15 protein-coding genes are annotated in these 23,299 nt (G+C 45.6%); 3 read left to right on the forward strand and 12 right to left on the reverse strand.

Going from position 1 to position 23,299, the window contains the following annotated elements:
• Positions 1–24: 24 nt before the first annotated feature.
• Together DX130_RS19765 and DX130_RS19770 are read right to left on the reverse strand one after the other, a co-directional pair.
• Positions 25–909 (reverse strand): carbohydrate ABC transporter permease, encoded by an 885-nt coding sequence (locus DX130_RS19765; protein WP_116048292.1) that lies wholly within the window; start codon positions 907–909, stop codon positions 25–27.
• Between the two features lie 14 nt (positions 910–923).
• Positions 924–1,841 carry an ABC transporter permease gene (locus DX130_RS19770; protein ID WP_116048294.1) on the reverse strand — a complete coding sequence of 306 codons (918 nt, stop codon included), beginning with the start codon at positions 1,839–1,841 and terminating at the stop codon, positions 924–926.
• 147 nt (positions 1,842–1,988) lie between these two features.
• Here DX130_RS19770 and DX130_RS19775 point away from each other — a divergent pair, with 147 nt between their 5' ends.
• A complete protein-coding gene (locus tag DX130_RS19775; RefSeq protein ID WP_165861374.1) occupies positions 1,989–2,732 on the forward strand; it encodes a glycoside hydrolase family 16 protein in 744 nt (247 codons plus the stop codon).
• A gap of 866 nt (positions 2,733–3,598) precedes the next feature.
• Here the strand turns inward: DX130_RS19775 and DX130_RS19780 are convergent.
• The 8 genes from DX130_RS19780 to DX130_RS19815 form a co-directional block, all read right to left on the reverse strand.
• On the reverse strand, positions 3,599–5,206 hold the full coding sequence (locus DX130_RS19780) for a DUF4179 domain-containing protein (RefSeq protein ID WP_116048297.1): 1,608 nt from the start codon (positions 5,204–5,206) through the stop codon (positions 3,599–3,601).
• Positions 5,163–5,741, reverse strand: coding sequence for an RNA polymerase sigma factor (locus tag DX130_RS19785; protein ID WP_240644603.1), 579 nt, complete (start codon positions 5,739–5,741; stop codon positions 5,163–5,165). Before DX130_RS19785 ends, DX130_RS19780 begins: the two co-directional genes overlap by 44 nt.
• Positions 5,742–5,956: 215 nt before the next feature.
• On the reverse strand, positions 5,957–6,709 hold the full coding sequence (locus DX130_RS19790; RefSeq protein WP_116048298.1) for a hypothetical protein: 753 nt from the start codon (positions 6,707–6,709) through the stop codon (positions 5,957–5,959).
• A 277-nt stretch (positions 6,710–6,986) separates the two neighbouring features.
• The gene (locus DX130_RS19795; RefSeq protein WP_116048300.1) at positions 6,987–8,966 is read right to left on the reverse strand and encodes an AraC family transcriptional regulator; all 1,980 of its coding nucleotides are present in this window, start codon (positions 8,964–8,966) and stop codon (positions 6,987–6,989) included.
• A 119-nt stretch (positions 8,967–9,085) separates the two neighbouring features.
• Positions 9,086–10,348 carry a chitinase gene (locus DX130_RS19800; protein WP_240644604.1) on the reverse strand — a complete coding sequence of 421 codons (1,263 nt, stop codon included), beginning with the start codon at positions 10,346–10,348 and terminating at the stop codon, positions 9,086–9,088.
• Between the two features lie 210 nt (positions 10,349–10,558).
• The gene (locus DX130_RS19805; protein WP_116048304.1) at positions 10,559–10,915 is read right to left on the reverse strand and encodes a nucleotide excision repair endonuclease; all 357 of its coding nucleotides are present in this window, start codon (positions 10,913–10,915) and stop codon (positions 10,559–10,561) included.
• A 59-nt stretch (positions 10,916–10,974) separates the two neighbouring features.
• The gene (locus DX130_RS19810; RefSeq protein WP_116048305.1) at positions 10,975–11,460 is read right to left on the reverse strand and encodes a class I SAM-dependent methyltransferase; all 486 of its coding nucleotides are present in this window, start codon (positions 11,458–11,460) and stop codon (positions 10,975–10,977) included.
• A 171-nt stretch (positions 11,461–11,631) separates the two neighbouring features.
• The gene (locus tag DX130_RS19815; protein WP_165861375.1) at positions 11,632–12,603 is read right to left on the reverse strand and encodes a hypothetical protein; all 972 of its coding nucleotides are present in this window, start codon (positions 12,601–12,603) and stop codon (positions 11,632–11,634) included.
• A 549-nt stretch (positions 12,604–13,152) separates the two neighbouring features.
• Between DX130_RS19815 and DX130_RS19820 the strand changes: the two genes are divergently transcribed.
• Entirely contained in the window at positions 13,153–19,248 is a 6,096-nt protein-coding gene (locus tag DX130_RS19820) for an S-layer homology domain-containing protein (protein ID WP_133297954.1), read from the forward strand.
• 369 nt (positions 19,249–19,617) lie between these two features.
• On the opposite strand, the gene DX130_RS19825 is transcribed toward DX130_RS19820, so the two are convergent.
• A complete protein-coding gene (locus tag DX130_RS19825; RefSeq protein WP_116048311.1) occupies positions 19,618–20,658 on the reverse strand; it encodes an iron chelate uptake ABC transporter family permease subunit in 1,041 nt (346 codons plus the stop codon).
• Positions 20,659–20,907: 249 nt separating this feature from the next.
• Between DX130_RS19825 and DX130_RS19830 the strand changes: the two genes are divergently transcribed.
• On the forward strand, positions 20,908–21,888 hold the full coding sequence (locus DX130_RS19830; protein ID WP_116048312.1) for a YndJ family transporter: 981 nt from the start codon (positions 20,908–20,910) through the stop codon (positions 21,886–21,888).
• Between the two features lie 249 nt (positions 21,889–22,137).
• On the opposite strand, the gene DX130_RS19840 is transcribed toward DX130_RS19830, so the two are convergent.
• Positions 22,138–23,139, reverse strand: coding sequence for a VanZ family protein (locus DX130_RS19840; protein ID WP_116048314.1), 1,002 nt, complete (start codon positions 23,137–23,139; stop codon positions 22,138–22,140).
• Between the last annotated feature and the right edge of the window lie 160 nt (positions 23,140–23,299).

A 23,299-nucleotide genomic window follows, 5' to 3' on the forward strand; every position in this document is an offset into this window, starting at 1 on the left:
GTCGCTTAGATCGGCGTATGACGCTTACCCTTTAATTGCGCCAATCATAACACCTTTGACCAGATAGCGCTGAATAAAGGGGTAGAACAACAAAATTGGAAGCGTAGCCACCATCATCGATGCAAATTTGATGGAGTTGCCTGGCAGCCTTGCGCCGAACTGAGCCATGGCTTGCTGTTGCATGAAAGTCATGGAGTTCTCTGCAACAATCTTGAAGAGCATCGTTTGCAGCGGAATAATGTCCTGCGAGCGGATGTAGATAACACCCTGATAATAATCATTCCAATGATACACGGCGGAGAAGAGCGAAATCGTCGCAATAACGGCCATGCTGTTGGGCAATACGATTCTGAACAAGACACCATAATCCGAAGCTCCATCTACCTTGGCAGATTCCTCCAGGCTGTCAGGGATGGTGCGATAGAAGCTCATGAAAATAACCATGTTGAAAAACGTGTACATCGCAGGAATGATAAAGACCAGGAAATTATCGTACAGTCCCAGCTTGGTCATGAGAATAAACGAAGGAATAAGTCCCCCTGAAAACAACATGGTGATCAAGGCAATCTTGAGATACAGCTTGCGTCCGATCAGGTTGGTCTTGCTTATGCCGTAAGCCACAATGGCAGTAAACAATACATGCGCCGTCGTCCCGATCAAGGTACGCAAGGTGGTGATGTAGAAACCGTTCATCAGACCCTTATCTTGAAATACAACACTGTAGCTCGCCCATGAAAACGATTCCGGAAACCAGTTGACTGTGCCGAGTATGGCCTTTTCCGCCGGATTAAACGAGTTAATGAATACAAACCACATCGGGTACAGCGTAAGGAAACAAACTGCCAGCATCAGCAAGGTATTGCAGACCTCAAACAATCCGATGCGTCGAAATCTTCCGCGTCTTAGCATGTATCTGCCCTCCCCTAGAAAATGCTGTCGCCAGTTAGTTTTTTGGATGCATAGTTAGCCAGGAACAGCAGCCCTAGTGCGACAATAGAACGTGCAAATAGTACGGCCGTCGAGAAGGAGTATCGTCCCGATACCAAACCCATGTTATAGATGTACAGATCTAGGCTTTCCGCCATCCTCATGTTCATGTTGTTCTTAAGGATAAAGATCTGCTCGAAGTTGCTGCCGAGCATACCGGCAACTGCCAGAATGAACAAGATTGCGATGGTTGGACGTATACATTGAATGGTAATATGCCACATTCGCTGCCAGCGATTGGCCCCATCCAGCTCGGCCGCTTCATATAGCGCTGGATCAATACCCGCTATAGCAGCGATGTAGATAATGGCACTCCAGCCGGTTTCTTTGAGAATATCGGAGAAGTACGTAATCCACCAAAAGTACTTAGGGTCGCTATTAAACAAAATTTCACGATCCTGGAAGCCCACCGCCATCATCAGTTGGTTGATCACGCCGCCCTCGCCCAGCCAGTTGAGCATGATGCCGCCAAAGATGGTCCAGGCAATAAAGTGCGGCAGGTACGAAATGGTTTGTACCGTACGCTTAAAGCGGATACTCCGAATTTCATTGAGCATTAAGGCGAAAAAAATCGGAATTGGAAAACCCAGCACGAGCTTAATGGTGCTCATCCCCAGCGTATTGCGGATGGAGCGCCAGAAACGTTCATCCGAAGCGAAATCCTGGAAATGCTTCAGCCCGACAAAGGGTGATTGCAGCATAGGCTTGGCGATGCTAAAGTCCATAAATCCAATAATGAGCCAAAGCATAGGGATGTAACAAAAGATAATCATCCAGATAATCCCGGGGATTACCATGCTTTGCAATTGCCACTGCCTAAAAAATGACTTTAGTCCTGCTCTGTGTTGGAACATAGTTTGTGCCCCCTTCCTACTTATCGTATGAAAACGGGCATCAGAAAAAAAGGCCACGATTTTTGACCCTATCCCATTTTTTTGGATTTGTTTGACCAGGCTTTAAAAATTAGTATGCTGGGATTAGATGAGGGGAGTGTACAAGGGATGAATAAGCTAATATGGCAGCAGGATTTTACGGATAGCCGCACCGACTTGAGCGCATGGAACATTCGCCTTGGCAACGACTTGCTGGATAACGACGGCAAGCCTATTCACCCAGGCTGGGGGAACGGCGAGCAGCAATATTATAGAGGTGATGCGAAGAACCTATATATCGATGAGTCTGGCTTAAATTTATGTGCTCGACGCGAGCCTATTGAGACCGATGACGGACGGAGCTTTGTCTATACCTCCGCGCGCCTGGATACAAAGGACCACTTTTCCTATCAATACGGCAAATTGGTCATACGTGCCAAGCTGCCTGTCGGACAGGGGCTATGGCCTGCCATCTGGCTGCTTCCGCAGGAACAGGCTTACGGGCCATGGCCCGCTTCCGGCGAGATCGACATTATGGAAGCTAGAGGCCGTCTGCCTAGGCAAGTATCCGGAACGCTGCACTACGGGAAGGATTGGGACCACAAAAAGCTGGATGAGTATTCGTACCAGCTTGAGGACGGTACCATTGACCAATTCCGTGATTATACGCTGGAGTGGAACGAGAGCTCCATCCGCTGGCTAGTAGATGGCCACTGCTTTGCAGAGCGCACTATGGAGCCGGACATGCCGTTTGACAAGTCCTTCTATCTTGTGCTCAACCTGGCCGTAGGCGGCTGGTATGACACTGTCGCAATTGATGAAGCCGCGCTGCCAGCGGTTATGACGGTGTCGGGAATTTGGTTGTATAAGTAGATGATATAGCGTCTGGAAGAATGAGAAAGCCGCTGCAGCCTTTGCTGCAGCGGCTTCAACCTGTGGAGAAAGTCCCCACACTCAATAACATGAGAATACCTACAGTGGCCTGACATAGCCTGGAGGTGGATTTAGGCGAAGGCAACTGTTATTGGCACCGATTGAGATGGTGCTATCTTTATGAAGTTGGTTGTATCTTTTTTAATCGGTTTCAACGTCTTAATTTCCTTGATGCGCTCTTTTGGACACTCTAAGTCGGTTTCAACGTCTTAATCTCCTTGATGCGCTCTTTTGGACACTCTAAGTCGGTTTCGACGTCTTAATCTCCTTGATACGCTCTTTTGGACACTCTAAGTCGGTTTCAACGTCTTAATCTCCTTGATGCGCTCTCTGAGGACACTCTAAGTCGGTTTCAACGTCTTAATCTCCTTGATTCGCTCTCTGAGGACACTCTAAGTCGGTTTCAACGCCTTAATCACCTTGATACACGCTCTGAGGACAATTTAAGTCGGTTTCAACGTCTTAATTTGCTTGATGCGCTCTCTGAGGACATTCTAAGTCGGTTTCAACGTCTTAATCTCCTTGATACGCGCTCTGAGGACACTCTAAGTCGGTTTCAACGCCTTAAGTCTGGTGAGTAGCTATTTTTTTATCAAATGAGAGAAATAAAAGTTTGTTATACGTTTCGTTATCAGCGATTCGTTATTAAAGATTAATTCTCAGCGCTTATTCTCAGAGCGGTTTAAATCAAATTCCCTTTGCCAGCGGAGTCCTATTACATAAAAATAAAGTGTCGAAAAGTCCATATGACTTTATCGACACTCTGAAGCCGCTGCAGTAAAGGCTGCAGCGGCTTATGGAAGTTATTACTCCGGAATGACTCCCTTTGTCCCTGTCTGCGGAATATCAAAAGACCAGTCGGCATCCATATATTGACGACTAACGATGGTACGTTTCAACGTCAGCTGCTTAGGCATTTGCTTCAGACCATCCACGACAAAACGAACATCGCCTAAGCTGTGTGCGCCATATCGATCGGTTGCTATGCCGCCGCCAACATGAATCGAATACTCCTTGCCGTTTTCGTCCACTGCCTTCCAAGTATCCTCAGCGATATTGTTCGTTATAGTCCCTCCGAATGGAATGAGGGCAAGTATTTGATCGGACTTAGGGTTATTAGGGTCAGGCCCAATACGAAGTCCTTCAAGCAGAAGCTTATCACCCGAGCCCTCGAAGATGGCAGGATGTTCAGCCGATGTCACTGCAGGATCAAACGTAACGGACTCTTCGCTCCTCTCCCTAATGACGTAACTGTCCAGCACGAACCGGATCTTCTCCTTATCATAGGCAAAATGATTAAAGTGATAAAACCATTGGGTCACCCCGCTCCAACGTTCCAGCTCGGACCGGCGGCCTATTTCAAACTCATCGTTGCCTCCTAGCCAACTCCCCTGCTCATCCTCCAGATGAAATTTCAGCTTGTGGAATCCGCTTTGACCGTCCACCGCTCGCCCAGCCGCTTCCGAAGTCAGCTTTGTTGTAAATTCGAGCGAACCTCCGCTCGGTGTTCGGGATGCACCCTGCATGTGAATCTGTATACCGCTTGGCGTTTCATACAATTGATGGATTGGGGTCAGCAAAGTATGTTCTTTGGCTTTCGCCAGATCTGCCCCAACAACCAGCGACCAGTCCCCTTTTATCGTTATAGCAGAAGCATCCTCGTTCAACTTGTCTCCATATAGTCTTAAATTCTTAATCTGCACATTGAGCTGCAACTTGTTGGACAGGACGGGACGCATAAAATCGAATTCAATTCGATTCGTCGTTTGATTCCCACCTGTTCTCCTCTCATAGGAAACATCTCTGACATTCCCCTTCTCAATGCTGAAAAGATTAAAGTCAGCAGTCGCGTGGTCGATCTCCCCGTTCTGTACATTTCCCTTTGCATCATAGACATCAATTCCAATTATGAGCCGAGTGGAGTCGGCAATAACCTCATTAACTTTCAATACATAACCCTGGTCAACAGCGCTGGCGCCTGAAATCTGTACGAAGCCCGATTGCTGAGCCTGTTGCATACCCTGGTCCACATAAGCGTCTTTTGCAAATAACGACCGCACCATTTCGGCAAGAGTGGGCTGTGTATATAGCAACGTACTTCCTGCAAGCAAGATGGCCGCAGCCGACGCCCCCAAAACTTTTAGACGCCACGCACGCTTGGCCATCCGGCTTCGTTGGATCTGGGCGGCAATGGATGTATCGTTCGCTTCGATTCTTACGCTCGACTTGGATGGAGCAGAGATACTTTGGGCCGGCTCAATCTCAACTTCTTCTAATGCCAGCATCACTTTGTTGGTGAATTCATCCGGCAGCTTTTGAGCAAAAATTGCCTTTTCCCAACCTCTATTCTCCATTGGTTGACTGTCCTCATTACGACTGGCTTTTTTTGTTGCGGTACGCTCCCAAAATATCATAGCGTTGCCCCTCCTTAGCTTCTACGATTTTTCGCAGGCTGATTTTGGCACGAAAGACAGCGTTCGTCACCTGACGGACCGACATGCCCGTAATGTCGGCAATCTCATTATGATTGAGCTGATTGGTATAACGTAAAATGAGGACAAGCCGATATTGCTCGGGCAGAGCCTCTAGCAGATGATCCAGTTCGAAGCGTAATTCTTTTTGCAGCAGCTTCGATTCCGGTGTCTCGCTATCATAGCTAGCTTCCTGTATCGGATCTCGTAATTTTCGACTTCCCCGATCCTTCTGCAAATTAACTGCAATGGTATAAATCCACCCCGCAAAGCTCTTAGCTGGATTATGAGATGCCAGCTTGCGGTACGCTTTGATTAGCGTCTCCTGGGTTAAGTCTTGAGCGTCTGCCTCAGAAGATCCCATCTTGCGGAACAACCCATAAAGCTTATTTTGATAACGACGAACGATATCCGCAAATGCCTGCTTATTGCCGTTCAATACGGCTTCTATAATAGATGCATCATCTATCTGGTCCACGCCTTCCCCTCCTCTGGCAATCTAACCTTGTTCATTTCATATCTAAGACTCCTGCTCCGTATCGATTCTCTCACTTGAAATTGAACTTTATATAGATAAGCAAAAAACAGCCCGGCCGCTTTCGCGAGCCAGACTGTCTCATGCAAAGATAAACCATATAACATCATACGCCGAGATCTCTCTGAGCGCCAGTACTGATAAAGAGCATAGTCTTCCTATACCCGAATATCAATAACTGCCGAGTGTGACGAATCAGAAGAGGCCGCTGTACTTGCTTGCCGTTCCTTAGTATCAGAAGGGGTGTTACGGTCTTCTTTGTCTTCAGGAAGATCTCCTACGGGAGAGGTATGGGTATTACTGCTCTCCTCAATATCATTAATTTCTGAAACAAGTTCCTTAATTTTCTGATCTACGACATTACGCTGGGCGTGTATATCTTGCACCATTTCACGCTTCATCTTAAAGACCGTTTCCTCAGCGTTTTGGAGCATCAGTGATTTTCCTGCATCATTTGATGGGCTAGCTTCCAAAAGTGTGCGGTCAAAACGAACTGCACCCTCTAAGGTTTTAATTTCACCATCCATTTTTGCTCGTAGCCCAACTGATTGAGTCAACTGGGAATAAGAAGCGCTCTTCTCAATAATAATAGCAAGTTGAGGGTCATGACCAGGTTTTGATTGATTAGTATTTGAATTCAATGGGCCTTTTTCAGGAGACATCTTTTTCACATTCTCCAACTTGATCTCAGAGATTCTAGAGTCAATCTGCTGCATGCTGCTCGTTAGAGTCTTTACGCGTTCCATTTTCAACTTGGAATCCATCTCTTGGTTGTTATTTACTTTGTTAATTTCATCCTGTAATTTTGTCCTCTGTTTATAGAGCTCCTGCATTTCCTTATCCTTTGTGGAGTTTGGAGTTAATTTATTTATTCCCCTATCCGTTTTCGACACAGCAGAAAAAGAAGTCATCGGAACACCTCCTAATTAAAGTGAGAATTGGTTTGTTTATGTTGATATCGGAAGAAACTTATTATTTTGTTAGAATCGACACCAACGATTACCATCGGTAGCTGCATCCTTTGTTTCACTCTGAATCCGCCTAAATAATTATCCCCTTACACAGTTAATTGAGAACAGTTATCCCATCTCCTATTAAACACAAAAAAACAGTGTCTTCGCTCCAACTTCCCTGTGCCAAACGGGAAATTAAGGAACTCTGACACTGTTCATTGATTATAGCCTCGCTTTACTTCTTCCCGGCTTCAGCTGAAGTCAGGCTATCCACAATAATCGGCAGCACGGCTTCCAATGTGATGGGATCGTTGAAAGCTGCAGAATTTTTATCGAGGTAAAATACCCGATTATTTTTGACAGCGGGAAGTGTATTCCACATTTCACTCCTATACATAGGACTCGTATCCTCTGCTACTGAGGCATCTGGAGCTGTAAAGATATAATCGCCAACGTACTCAGGAAGCTTCTCCAGAGAGATATCCGCGTAACCCAGTTCGATATCAAATGATGGAGGGGCTTTTAATCCAAATTCGTCATAGATAATCTCTGTTCCCCGTCCATAACCCTCACCAAAAAGATAAACACTTTTATCATACTGGCTCAGCACAGATACCGTCTTATCACCTACTGCCTGCAGAACCTGTGGTTTGTATTCGGCAATCTGTTTCTCCCAATTATCAACCCATTGTTGGGCTTTATCTGCACGATTCACTAGTTTGCCAAATTCAATTAATTGCTCTTTATAGTTTTTCTCTCCGTAATTGACCGTTACAACGGGTGCGATTTTACTTAATGCTTCCAAATTTTCCGTCCCTTTAAGAGCAATGATCAGATCCGGATTTAAGGTAAGAATTTTTTCGTTCGAAAATCCGCCAGGAGCTCCGATATCCTCCAAGCCATCCATCTTTCCTTTATAATACGGATTGCCCAGCGTCATAGATGGTGCACCGACTGGAACAATGCCGAGCGCAATGAAATAACCAACATAGGCGTGGGTCAAGAGAACAATTCTTTGTGGGTTTCTCGGGATCTCAACTTCTCCATCAGCTCCTTGGTACTTGACCGTTTCTATAGCTGCTGTTGGCTGTTTCGTCACTACCTGACTATTGTTCCCACTAGAGACTCCGTTGGAGGCTGTCGCGGAATTGGCGGCTGAGTTGTTATTGTTTGTTGTGCCTGAGCAAGCGCTAAGCAGCAATGTTAGACTTAACAGCAGAGTTAACGCGGTCGAATATTTTCTGTGTCTGATCAAATGAAAAGCCCCTTCATCCATATATTGATAATGATTATCACTACGTTTATTAATATAGCGTCTAACCTTATGAGGAACAATGGATGATCGCAGCATGAGGAATGGATTATTCGACTTTACCACTGAATTAGAGCAGGTTTCGCGGTAGCGGAGTGGGGACTGCCCCGTTTGTTTTTTGAAAATGCGGCTAAAATAATACACATCTGTATAGCCGATACTTATGGCTATTTCCTGCAGGGATGCTTCCGTGTGGGCAAGCAGGCTTTTGGCTCTGTTGATACGTAGACGAATCATATATTCAATGGGACTGCAGGACGTACGCTGCTTGAATACTCTCGACAGATGACTGATGCTGCAATCCAGCAACGATGCCAGCAGCTCCAATGTCAGAGGCTCTGTATAATGTTCATGCAAATAATGTAGCGCTTGCTCAGCCGGATCTGCCCGAATGATTCGGACATCCTGCTGGTTAAGTTGATGAATAAGCTGGTATATAAATTGATAGAACAATGTCCTTGCATGCAGTCGTTCGAGATTGCCTTGTTCTAGCCATTCTTTTGAAATACACTCCAGTTTCTCGTACAACGACAAGGGATACAAGGGAGCATAACCGTACTGAATCTGCATTGGATTCCCCTCTGTCATGATTCGGCGCACTTCCGGGCTTTCCGGCAACAAAAATACCGCTTTATACAAAATAAGATAATATTCGAAACGCTCTTGCTTGAGCTGGATATCCAGGCACATACCTTTGCCGCCATGCAGGACATACATACTGTTCACAGCATACTCCACATCATCAAGCTTAATTTGCGCTGACCCGCGAATTGCAAAAAGAAATCCGTTGGCAGGCAATCGATAAGCAGGTAATGCATCACCACTGACCACTACTATATGTCTGACATCCATCAGCTTAACAGAAGCAGTTGTCCAAAGCAGCACATGTTCGTTTAGCTTCATCCCGTCACCACCTGTTGTCCGCACTTTTTAGCTTCTCTCTTCATATTACTGATAACGTTTCTCAATTACAATCTCTTTTTCGTATTGGTTTATTATAACAACACTACTATTATGGAATTTTAAAATGGACTCATGCCTGCAGTATTCACTTTCTCGCCTTCAATTGAAATTCCCATTTGAGTTGTAATTTTACGATAAAAGCCAACGCGACGACCGATACGACTGTCGGTTTCGTCTAAATTGCCCTCCATATTACCGTTAATAATCATAATGGTAATGCCAAAGCCCTCCTGGGTTAACCCTTTAGAAATATCAGATTCAGAAGGCGTCCAGTTGCCAACCATCACATCATGAGCGGAGGGTTTTGGAGGCTGTGGTGTCATCCAGAACAGGATCGCCGTCATAAAGCCCAACTTGCCATCATTCACAATAAGCTCAGGCTGCTGAAGAAGCTTATCCTTGGTGCCGTATATAATGCCGCTAATCAATCCGTAATTGTAGTTCCAACTCAGTTGAATCGGTCCACGTCCATGATAGGATTTGCCCTCAGCTGGCGGGAAGTTGTCATTTTCTTCAACATAATTGACAGTAGTGGTGTTAATATAGGATATTTCTTCATTCCAATACAATCCCCAAGCAAGCGGACCTCCAGGGGATGTTGGCATACCTCCGCCCGTTTCATGCGAAATATTGGCAAGAAAAGCTGCCAGCTCACGCTTTCGGTTCAAGTGGGACCCTTCTTTAATAAAGGAACCAAAATCGACCGTTTGCGATAGAATCGGAACTGTTTTATTTGAGGAGGTGTTAAAACTGGCATTTTGGTAGATGAGCGTTTCTGTCTTTGTTGCTTTATCTAATCGGAATACGCGACTATTGTTAGTATCATCTTGTCTGTATTCGACCTTATATTTGATATTAGCTACATCCGTAACAGCAGCAATCAAGTTATTATAGGAATAATAGTCGGTTTGATCTGCATTGTAATTAGGATGATTAGCTGCAAACCCATGCCATTCCGGCGTGCCAATACGGTAAGGGAATAACTGCTCAAATTCCTCTTGTGACAGTGCACCTTGTACGGCGGCAACGGCGTTGTCAGGTGAAAATTGCGAATCTATCCCGCCCCATAATGATGTGACCTCGGCATCAGTAAGAACGCGGCTTGAGCCAGCAATGAATACATCTACTGCTTCCGATTCCACTTCGCTTCCTCCTCCAGCTTTCAATTCAGGCTCTTCAGATGAGATGCTTAATGGGGCTTGCCGTTCCATTTTCGCAGAATTACTAAAAAGATGTGATCCTAAATAGGCAAACAATAATACGACAGGCAGTGCAATCGCGCTAATAAAAAGAATCTTCTTGCTTGTCATTTTCGTTTTCATGTTCATCCTCCAATTCTGGAAACCCAATCATAATTCCAATTATAGTAAAAAGCAAAATGCTTTCCTATATGAGGGATCAACTATAATGGATAGCAAAGCCCCTTCTTTTCAGAACGAACGTCCGTAAAAAATACCAAAAGGTCATATCCGACATTAAATAGCCCCGAAACAAAAAAATCGAGCCCCTTAGGAGGCTCAATTTATATTGCGTTACTTATATAACACCTTATCTATATTGTATTTGGCTTTTCGTTCGTTAATAATATAGGTTTCATAAATTTCTCTATGGACGGGATCCTCAACGATACAAACCTCGATTTTGGTAACTTCGTCCCTGTGGTTTTTCATGATGGATACCGAATCCTCAAAATGTTTTTTGATTCGAGGTCTTAGCTTTCGTGCTTTACCGACGAACAGGAGCTCATCTCGATCATTGTAGAACATGAAAATCCCCCCTGTTTCTCTTGAAATCAGGTGGAAATCTGTAAATCCATAAATATGACTTAACTGGGGCTCTTTCTGCTTGTGTATAGTGACATCTGGCGTTGGAATTGTGATTTGTATCATGTGCATTCGCTCCCTTTTTACTGTCCATGCTCATTTGCATATCCTCTTATTATAACTGCTTATAGGGAAGATGTCCTGCTTGACCTGATTAGCATACTGCTCGTTGGCGTTAGTATTAGAGCTTGCGCCCGAATAAATGCGTGTATCAGCTTTTGAGGAAACAAGGAGCCCGCTTCTTCATTCGGAAATAATGTTGTTTTCGTTGGGATACCAGGGTTCTTTTCCATAGCTTCTTGAAAAAGATTTACTTTGGTATGGTTGTCTGAAAGCAGAGCCCGCGCAGTCTCGATTTGAGTATCGGACAAGTCAATTCCCCATAGCTCGGAGGCTCCGTTCTCGGACATATATTTTAGAGAGTGCCCACTACCGCAACCAATTTCCAAAACCTTTTTACCTGACAGATCGCCAAATAAGTGTAGTTCGTCTTCTGTGGGTAGAAATGGTCCGTAGATAGGAAGTGAAGATCTTCCGAAAAAACGCGGAGCTACAGCATCCCAACTTTTTTTGTTTGCTAATATAGAATCTTCTTTTATGGCTTCCAACATGTACTGCTTCCTCCCATACTAAATAGTTGTCACCAAATACATTCCACCGAAGGGGGGTATTATCCTTCCATTATTTCGAGTGAAACAAGCACATGTCCTTTACATCAAATTTCCCATCCAAAGATTACATTCACTTCATCCTTTACCAAAATAAACTCTTACAGGATTTCTTCATCTATGCCGAACAGCCGTAAGTACTGCTCCTGCGTCTGTTGACTTGCCATAGACGATCCAGCGATCAGAAATAAGCGGAAGAATCTGAGGCCCCTCTCCTGATATCCGCACCTCCGTTCCCTTCTCCAAATCAGCTAAATAAATGTCCGAGTCATGAGGACCAGGTCCAACATCATGTGTAGATGAGCCATTTCGCTCGTCCATCCAGGCTACAAACTTACCATGAATGACAGGAGTGCGTTGATCCACAGCCAAATTAGTTACTTGAAGAGTCTTTTCTGTCACCGTGTCATAGACAAAAGCATTGCCTTTGTACGAACCGTTAAAAGCCTCCCACGTTATGAGATTGCCCGACACTCGCGGAAGACCTTCCTTGTATGATTCGATTGCGATCGGAATCGTCTCGCCGGTTTCGATACGGTATAAATAAATGTCCGTATTATTCTCCGGCAAATTCCCGCCCCCTCGCAATCCCCGTTTTGTCACATGACGACCGTCCTCCCAAACCACGTTGCCGGCATCGATGTCTGGATCTGTATGACCGCCGTCGCCCGATGTAATAGTCTTCTGCTCGCCTGTCTCGATATTATACAAAACGATCTGCCAATGAGTGGGATACTCTTTGACTGTATCGCTAGAGTTATCCATCCAAACCATATAATTCTCCCAAATTCTCGGTTGGATTTGTGCCGATGAGTCCGTTGTCAGTTGCCGCTCTTCACCCGTGGACAGATTATAGAGAAATATATCAGCATTCGCCTCATCGTAACTGCCAAGTTCGCCAATCGAAGTCTGTTCATTCCGCAAGTCCGACCAAACCACATAGTTGCCCGAAATGTCAAAGCCCGCTTCGTATTCCACGGAGATCGATGCCAATTGCTTATTGGTAGCCAGGTCGATTACCGTGAGTTTGTCATCACTCTTCGCCACCAGCCGATCTCCGTCCAGCGCGCCTCGCCAGCCATCCACCACACGCTCCTCCAATGGTTGAAAGGATTTTATTTTCTTAGGTTTTAACTTCTCTTGTGTTCCGCCAACTCCAGAAGAACATCCTATGCTAATTATGAAAATGACTATGACGATCAAATGTTTTGTTTTCATAAGCTCCCCCCTACTTTTATATCGACGCTTTTTTTGCGCAAAAAGTTCCATTTCCTTACATCAATAATTTTTCATTTGGGTTGCTTTAATTAATAGCAGCTATTCTGGAATTTATTCCGGAGGATCAGCATGATGCTTTCACCAACTTCCCCCTCGTAATACCTACTCCCAGATAGGCCCCTCATGGTTTTATTGTTCTCCTGCAACTCCACAACGTTCCGTAATGAGACTAAATGCTTAATTTTAAAAAAGATTTTAATAGTTATGCAGAGTGTATTTTAGGTCTCATTACTCTGTTTTTGGACGTCAATCCGTCTTCTTGTTTAGTTTTTGTCTATATCGTGTTTGTATAATTAAAAATGGCGTTTTGTGTCAAATTTTGAATGCACAAATCTATCAAAAAAGGAGAGAAAAAAATTGAAACAACATGGCTCACCTGGTAACAAGGGGTGGAGGCGCCTATTCAATCTTGGGTTAGCTCTCACCCTCGTGTTGTCCGGTCTGACGGTGACTGCGGCTCCTATGGCAAGCGCAGCCCCGCCAACTCCTGTTGCAGATTCATCCAAGACTTATGTCTCGATGAAAAATGCAGACTTTACCGTGTCCAATCCGATGATCGGAGACACCATAACCCGTACTAGCTCATCCCCACCGACCGGAAGCAGTCTGGGACAGCTCGGCGGGCAGACTACAGCATGGCTGCAATACAATTATGGAAAATCAGCAGGAAGTTCTTACAACAATAACCAAATAATAAACGAGCTTGGATTTCAGCAAGATAAGGTTCGTCTGGCTATACAGTCAGGTAATGCCTTCGGGAGCGTGTTCAACAAAGAGCGTATAACGCTTACGGACAATCGCTCGTTCAGCTCGTATTTCAGCTTCAAGATGCATGGAGGCTCACAGGCCGATGGCATTGTTTTTGTTATTCAGACCGCTTCCAACGAAGCTGGTGCGATTGGCGGGGGCCTTGGCTACTCCGGCGTCGGAAAAAGTATCGGCATTGAATACGATACCTACCGCAATGTCGGATCTGATGGCCTGGACCCGGTTAACCCGGTACGTAACGATCCGACGCCTATCGGCTCCAGCGCGAACACGCGGGCGTCCCATGTTGCACTCGACCTGAATGGCGATGTTGGCCATACGGTGCATAACCATGGCAAGGACATCGCAAATTTGGATTTGAAGCGCATGTCGCTGGCACAAACCGGTACTGAAGCGCAAGCCGATCCCTATAAGCAATTTCACTCCTGGATCGATTACAATGGTGTTACCAAAAAGTATGAAGTCTATCTGATTCGTGAAAACAATTCTGGTACATTCTACGCTCCAGTCATCAATGCAGATGGAACGATTCAAACAACCGGCACCGATCTGAATGCCCAAGTGGATACAGTGGAGCTTGGCGCATTTCCGAGCTTGAACGCACAAGGCAGACTTGTCGCGCCATTGCAATCCGACGGAACAGAGTTCGAAATTAAGCCGATTATGGCGGATAAAAAGGATCTTGGCAGCAATCTGCTGCAGGATGACGTCTTTGTCGGCTTTACAGCCGCAACCGGCGGAGCCAACCAATTCCATGACATCAATTCCTGGTATTTCAACAATTACAGCGGCTTGATCGTTCCTGGCACGGGTGCTCAATCGGTTGAACAGGCTCCGACAACCATCTCCATTTTAGGCAAAACGCCTTTAGTGGTGGACAGTAAAAACTATGATTTCCAAAAGGATGCAGCGTTTGGCAATCGGCCAAAAGGCAACACTCCTGTGACAGGCCCTACATCGGCTACAGGGCTAGCTGCAACTGAAGCCAACACAGAAGTACAAGCAGAAGTAAAGACGGCTGATGGAGAGAAAATTGCCGGTTATCCCGTTACCTTCTCGATGTACTATGTGGATTCCTACAGCACTGTCGGTATCGGCAGCGGACGGACGGAGGTTGCGGCCAAGCAGGTTGATGATGCAGATGTCTATTTGACTGCGGAAGGCGAAACTGTCAAAACCCGCACATTCGACCGTGATGGGACAGCTGTCACTTTCCGCGAGATTACCGTACTTACGGATGCTAATGGCATTGCAAGAGTCAATCTGTGGAACCTTGGCAAATACCCGCATATTACAAACGTAAAAGCGAGTATTGGCGGGGAGTATGAGGATAAGCGATACGGCGGAGGCAATTCCGACACAGCTGCGGTTTTATTCGCCAATCCAATCGCTCCAGTGATTAAGACGGCAGAGGTTGGTCCAGACCGCCACACCGTTATCGTCAACATGGACAGCCCTACCGATTTCAACGACGATGACCGGGACGGTTTTTCGATCAAGCTTCCTACACCTCAAGGTGAAAAGGATATCCCTCTGAAAGTCATCGGCCACGGTAAAGACAAATATGGCATTGACGATCCATTCGTCCTTGTTCTGGAGATAGATCCAGATAGTCCGGCCTATCCGCCGGATCTGCCAACTGACTTTGTCATTCCGCCCAATACACCGCCATTGCTTTACTACGACAAAGACAAGGGTTCCATACAGGGTGCAGGCGAAGGCGGCGCTCCGCTGGACAGCTTCCCGGCTCCAGGAACACCTGACATTCCGGTAAACAACCGCTTTGCTCCTGAAAGCATTGAGGTTCTGAACAACATAGAGCGCAATACGGTTGAAGTGAAATTCCCGTCTGATGTTACAGCTTCGGCCAACGCTCTGGAAGCATTTGCACTTACGATCAACGATGGCATTAATCCGCCTGTAAAGCTTGATCTGAACAGCAGCAACGCCGCTCTTGTGGCAGGACAATCCGCTGACAAAATTCAGTTGGTGCTTGCAGACGGCACGCTTCCTGCGAATTGGAACGGCCAAATTCCACTCAACGCAGTCATTTCCTTGTCTTACCAGGCAGAGAAATTAGATGAGGCTGACCGCATCAAAGACTCCAGCGACGAGCTTGGATCATTCGTCAACGATCCGGTCACTAACCAGATGAAGCCGATTCAGGCAGTAGTCATTAATGATACAACGCGGGATAAAGTTCGTGTTGTATTCGCTCAGCCACTGGATGCAGCAAGTGTCTTAAACAGTGTAAATGCATTTACCTTCACGCTGGAAGTGGACGGTCAATTCGAAACCGTTACAGCGACGAGCTCTGTTCTCGACAGCACGGACTCCAGCGGCAAGACGATTGTATTCACGCTCGGCGAGGGCCTTCCGACGGATGGAATCCCAACGCTGCCTAGCGAGAACGCGCCGACGAATATTACCCTGCATTATGCAACGGGACAAGAAGATGAAGATGATGCGCTGATTGATGTCCGTGAGTCTGGACCAAACGGCCGCAGTCTGGGTTATCTAGTCGACTTCCCGGTTGCTAACCAAATGACATTCGAACCAACGGCAGCGGCAGTTGGCAGCAACCCTAACCAGGTTATTATCAAATTCCCTGCTAACGTAGATGTCATCGGCCAGCCAGGCTTCGGCGTCCTAATTGGTGACACCGTTATACCAGCTGTTGTTGTATCCGGTTCAGGTTCCGATACGTTAACGCTGGAGCTGACGGACGACAAAGAAATTCCGCGCGGTGCAACCGCAGAGCTGGTGTACCAGCCAAGCGGCGGTGATATTGTGGATTCGGGGGACCCTTTGCGCGTACTTAATCCTCTAGGTTCACAAACAGGCGAATCGGGCGGCTTCCCTCTAAGCAACGTTTTTGTCACAATCGAAACGCCGCTTAACGAATGGGAAGGCAGCAAGCCCGTAACAGAAGTAACGGGTACGAGCGAGCCAGGCTCAACCCTAACTGTTGTAGTAAAAGATCCTAACAATGTACCACTAAGCGGTACAGTTGTCAGCGATCCGGATTCCGGCAACTGGGTATGGACGCCGGATACAGCGATCAGCGCGAACGGCGAATATACCGTAACCGCAACTGCTGAGGGCAAACTGAACACAAGTGCAACGACAAATAGTTCATTTACGATGGACTCTTCCATTCCGATGGGCGGAAACATCAGCATTGTTGCCGGTCCTACCCGCAATGTTGGCGATGGAGAGACCCCTACGAAAGTGACCGTAACCGTAACCGACGATAACGGCAATCCAGTCCCAGGCGCCAAAGTGAGCTTCGATCGTGACGATGCTTCAGGCACGCCGAATGCGGGCGGCCGATTCGTGGACGAGGACGGCAATCCGGTTACAGAGGTTACGACCGGCCCGGACGGCAAAGCCATTATTTATTACGAGTCCCCTGACCTTACCGGAAAGACTGAAAACCAGGAAATCGTCGTAACAGCTTCCGTCTTTGACGTTCCACGCGAAGTCAGCGGAACGACGACGATCAAGATCACATTTGATCCGCCTAAATTAAAGGGGAAAATTACAGAGACAGACAACTCAGGCGTGACACACCCCGTTGCAGGCAAATCCATTATTGTAAGGGGCCAGAACGGTTCCATTGTGGCTACGATTGAAACGGACGAGAACGGGGAGTACGAATTCCTCATTCCGAGCAAACAAGACTATACCATTGAGTACAGCAAACCCGTAAGTGATGGTAAAAAGATTACTTACAAGCAGCGTGCCCTGATTGACAAACCGCTAAGAGGCGATGGAACGGACGAGGTTACAGCCAATAAAACTGTTGCAGGCGTCATTGGCAGCAAAGATTCCGAAGGTGCGCTGCATCTGATCGACTTTGCAGCGATTGGCAATGGACTGAGCCAGCCAACATTTGTCGTCTACCTGAAGAAAGACAACGAATACGTGAACGCCAGCGATCCAAAAGGCGCGCTGCTGGCCAATCCAACGGAAGCGGATGGCTTCCAGATTGACGAGAACGGGCTATTTATTGCAGATGGCCTACCGCAAGAAAATGATACGTATCAGCTAGAAATTCGCTATTACTACGATGTTAAGGACGGTTCGGGCAATGTCATCAATCGACCGTACTTGATTATCAACAGCAAGAGTAACGGGGAACTGCCTACAGCCAAGGTACAGGCATCCGGTGAAATGAACATTAGTGAAGAGCTGATTGATCCTTTTGGAAGCATTACGAATTCGGCTACCGGCAAACTGATTGATGACCGCAGCGTCACAGTTAGGCTATGGTTCGCCGATACAGCACGCAATGCTGCCAACGGCATTACGCCAGGTCCGGTAACACTGCCTGCATTGCCAGGCTTCCCGCCACAAAATAATGCCAGCCCGATACAGATCGTGACGGAAGGGTTCTATGCGTGGATGGTCTACGCAGACAGCGACTATTATATTACGGCTGAAGCGAGCGGCTACTATCCGTATGACAGCCGTTACGATAAAGCGCCGCACCCGGAAAGCTCTACTTACATCGAGAATGGCAAGATGGCGATTAAAGTTGAGCGCTCTATCGTGCAATTCGATTTCGTAATGACGCCTAGACCAGGCAGTGTTGGAGTCGAACCTTCCACTCCTGAGATACCGGAGAAACCAGAGAAACCAGAGACACCGGAATCCGGGAACGGTGAATTGACCGTCAACTTGCAGACGGACCGATCTATTCATCAAGAGTCCTCCGAGAGCAAGATTACAGTGTTGTATAAGAACATGTCCGGTGCAGACCTGAAAGAAGGGCAAATCCGGGTAACACTGCCAGAAGGCGTGAAGGTCATCAGCGCTGATGGCGGCACCGTGCTTGCAGGTGCAATTGTATGGAATGTGAAAGATGTAAAAGCAGATACATCCGGAAACTTCCAAATCGTGCTTCAATGGCCTACGCTCGGTGATCAAGAGCAGGAACGCCAAGTGACCCTTAAAGTCGAATTCGTAAACAGTGACGAAACGGTAACGGGTGGGACGGAGTTATCCTCCACCATTAAGCTGCTCGTCTACTCCGACCGTGCAGGCAACCTGGTTCGTGAACGCTACATTTTGGGCTATCCGGACGGCACCTTCAAGTCCGAGAAGCTGCTGCTTCGTGCAGAGTTGGCAGCTATTATAGCGAGAATGATTGGCGAATACGACAGCGAAGCGAAGTCGTATACCGACGTACCTGCAAACTTCTGGGCTGCAGGCTATATTAACACAGTTACGAAATACAAGATTTTCGAGGGCAGTGCGGATGGTAAGTTCCGTCCGAACGATCCCGTTAGCCGAGCTGAGCTCGCAACGGTCATGACCCGCTATCTGAAGCTCGAAACAGGCAAGCCGATTGAGCTTCACTTCTCGGACGTCAAGGCCGGACACTGGGCGGCTCCAGCGATCGAATCGCTATATCGCAACGGTATGATTACCGGCTACTCCAACGGCTCGTTCAAGCCTGAAAGCGGCATTGTACGTTCCGAAGCCGTAACGCTGATTAACCGTATGCTCTATCGCGGTCCGTTAACGGGCGCAGGCCAAACATGGCCAGATGTTCCAACTTCTTATTGGGCATTCGGACAAATCGAGGATGCATCCGTATCCCACGAATCGTTCAGAAAAGAAGTAGACGGCAAGACAGTTGAAGTGTTTGTAAGAAAGATTGAAGACCAAGTGAAATAAGTGCAAACAAAAGAACCTGATTGGCGACTGAGCCGATCAGGTTCTTTTTGTATTTAAAATCATTTAAACACTGAATTCCAACATACGTTCAATTACCTCTCGAAATCCCCTTAATGAGTACTCATCCCTGAAAGTAAAGTCTCGATTAGTATCTATTGATTGAAGTTCATTTTCATATTTTTCAATTGTTTCTTATCGTCTCTTTTCAGCATAATCTGCTTCTCTTTGCATTGGACCTAATCAAAATCTCCATTTTACAAATAGCTCAGTTGGAATGCCTAACTCTTTTGCTCCAGCCCATTGATCCATAAATCTTTCAAAGACTAATTCGTTACGATAACCGACTCCTAGCAGCTACTAAACTAACATTTATGGAGTGGTAGTTTCCGTAATGGAGTGCGAAATGGATTCATCTGCTTGTGACTCTTTAGTATAACGAACGGCTTCCTTCCAGATGAGTACAACAAGCACAGGCAACCCAATTAAACCTGTAACAAAGTGAAGTTGGATCCCCATGAGAGGATCAATAATATATGAAACCGCATTTAATACGGACACAATAACGGCGCCAATCATGGCCACTGCTGGCAGTATTATGCGGTAATCCTCCGTTTTCGCAAGCCACCGGGCAACACTCGAAGCGATTAATCCAACCATGGCCCAGATCCCTAGTGTCGTAATAGCCGTTCCCGTGAGAACAACTGCCAACACGATACAGATGACGATGAGCCACGTCGGGTCATGACTTGAACTTCCGTTCATGCGACCGGATAAGAAAAATGAGATGAAAAAGCAGATCAGGCTAATTGGAATCAATACTGAGCCCGTGGCAAATAAACCGGTTGGCAAATAACCCATGAGCATAAAGTTATACCCCCATAGCCTTAATAAAATGAACAGAACAACGCCAATCACGCCTGCAGCTACCAAGCCTCCAACCAAACGTCGCATTCCAGTTACTTGAATTGGAATTACCAGTGAAAAAAGATACGCCATTAACAGACCAAATGCTGACCCCAACACGCCAATTAACGAGAACAACCATTCATTTTGCAATTCAATGTGATAGAAAGCAATTGCAACAGCCAGGACTCCAGCAGGTACTAATCCTATTGTAGAAGGACATATTACCTTAAAACGAGTCGCGCGCTGCAGCAAAACACCCGCCACCCCCATAGAGGCGCCATATAGCAGCGTATTAAGAACTAGTGGCAAACGTACTTCCATAATGATTTGTTGATACAGTTCGTTATTGAACAAATCGGAGAAAGAAATAGTAAATGCGCCGCCATACCTTAATGCAAATAAAAAAGAGATCAGAGTCGCTAACAAACAACCCGCTAGCAAAATAATATTCTTTCTTGTTAAGAGTCGTATCATGCTTCGTTCTTGCAAACTATCCTGTTCCATTCATATCCTCCGCTGTCATTTAATAATTACTTTTTCGGAAGATGTAGGTATTTTTATTAGGAATGTTTTATTACATGTTTCTTGCACGGGAAGAAACTTGCCGCACTTATGATATGGTTCACCGTAACGGGTTTTTTGGCAAAAAAATGTGTTAAACTACTAAAAAGAGAATCACCTATTTACAATAAGTGAGCTTCACAAATGGATGCAGGCAGGTATTACGCCAAGCATAGTTAGAAAGGAATCACCATGAATAGTTTCTTGAGGCAAATGATGAAATCATTGATCGGACCGACGATTCCCGGTGGTATCATAACCATCCTTATATTTTATCTTGATTACTTCCAATTCGAGCTAGTTGAAAAATTTCTGCTGTTTGCGGCTTTCGTCATTGTACCTCTTGTCATTTTACTTTTGAGTCATGACGAAAAGAATACCTATCAAAGGAATATCTACGCTGCTATTAAGCTGCTTCAATTTCCCGCAGCGCTGCTTACCTTAGCCTCCGTAATGAGCAGTAAGAGGTGGGGGCTAGAAAGCACGACAATACCAGGGACGCTCTCCCTTGGGTGGCTGCTGCTCACATTGCTGCTTTGCATCTATGGCTTGACCACTATTGTGATTCATAAGGGAAAAATAGCGGAAATAGCGATTGGCGCGGGGCTCGTTTATTTTTTTATAGGAGGCATTTGGTTCACCTTATATCAGTATCAAGTTAACCTCTTCCAAGCTAATCCCGCAACGCATGCGCTAAGTTCAGTCCACTTTCATTTTTCATCTGCTATCGTTCCGATTTTCATTGGTGTACTGGGGCGGATTATGACGAAGAAAAGCTGGTATCCCTGGGTCGTAGCCATCGATATCGTCGGACCCATTCTGATCGCTATCGGTATGATTTTCTCCAAGCCGATTGAGTACATTGGTGTCACTTTGTTCGCCTGTAATATTGTCATTTACACCACTTACCTCCTTGCTTTCTTGAGGAGAAACTCTTTTCACCATAAGGCAACCTTCTTTTTAGTCCTTTCTTGCATAGCCTTTTACTCGGTTATCGTCCTTTCCATTTTCTATCCGTTACTGAAAAACATGTTTTCCTTAACCATACTTGACTTCATTCCGATTTACGGAACACTCCATGCGTTTGGTTTTGTTTTATGTGGACTGATCGGATGGGTGTACATGGTAGATTCTCTTAAGAAAAAAAGCTTGCCTATGAGCATATCCGAGTGAGTCATCATTTATAACATTTGAGGGTGAAGCTGGGCTTCACCCTCAAGCCCGCCAAGATATCCAAAAGCCAAATTCATCTTGCCGGATACTCGAAGCTATTCCCTTAACATCAAAAGGCGCAGCGTCTCGTCAGGCCTTCCTTGTAAGGTGTTGCCGGTATGGGCCCGATGCGTTGCTCGTATTTTTCTCCGCTCAATACAAACCCTTCCTTCGTGAGGTATCCTAAGCGAAGTTCGTCCCTTTTTACTCTTAGAATAACGATCTTAATTTTTCTTTCATACGATTTATCATCATTTGTCCCGTGTTTACCTCAGTAAGTGTAACGTCCCACATCACGGCATTTGTAGCCAGATTGGGGTCATCATTCATTAATTGAATGGTAAGTTCATTTACTCCGTTTAAAGGGATTTGAAAGGTATCCTGATTCAACCCAATTTCAGCTAATAGACCCAATGAATAAATTTCTGTGCCATCTGCAATAAAAATGATTTCACTTCTCCCATTGCTTGCAGCGTTGATTACATCATCCGGTATTGCGAAATTGCCTGCCATCCTTGTATATTTGCCATTTAAAAGATACGTAAACTCGTTAGTTCTTGTATTTTTTCTACTGTATAGATTGATCTGAGGCTCAACCTTTTTTCCGACAGAAGTAAAACTCAGTAGGGTTTCATCCCACAGTACAGACTCTTCTTTTAATGTAAGCTCATTCAGGGCTACGACTTCGCCGCCTCCCTTTTGTAAATAATGATTGATGCCGCCAACAATAGCAATGACTCCAATCGCAAGTACAATGGCTGTTAAGATGATTCGACTGATTCCTTTAAAGTTATCTCGATCACGGCGCACTAGCCGCTGTGCCCAATATCCAACCGCCGCCCCTAATGTATTAATGATGATATCGTCAATATCAAAGGATCCTAACCGAGAAAGCATTTGTAAGATCTCAACAATCGTAATAAACAGAATAAATAAAGTGATAAATCGAATAAAATTACACCGAAACAGAAGAGGGATGACCATTCCAAAAGGTATAAATGCTACAAAGTTGCCCAGCTCAAAAAACCAAATTTGAAAGCTTCGTCCCATTGGAAAGTGTAAAGGAATCCCTTCAGGGATTAGACTATATCGCATGCTAGAATCTTGAAGAAATGAAGCTCTGTCGAAACCTACATATAAAAAATATAAGGTCAAAACGGTATATAATGCTAATAGTATTAGGGTGATTTTTCGCAACTTTCCTTGATACATAATTACATCCTTTCTTTTCTGCAAATCTGCAGATGTACGTCCCGTTCATTTTTGAACCGTTGCTGCTTTGAGCACAGTTTACATACGTATAGATACTTACGATACCATTTTAGAGAACAAAAATTAAATATGTGTTAATCATCTCTTAATTTTCCCTGAT

The sequence above is a fragment of the Paenibacillus paeoniae genome (assembly GCF_003388735.1).
Lineage (GTDB): Bacteria > Bacillota > Bacilli > Paenibacillales > Paenibacillaceae > Pristimantibacillus > Pristimantibacillus paeoniae.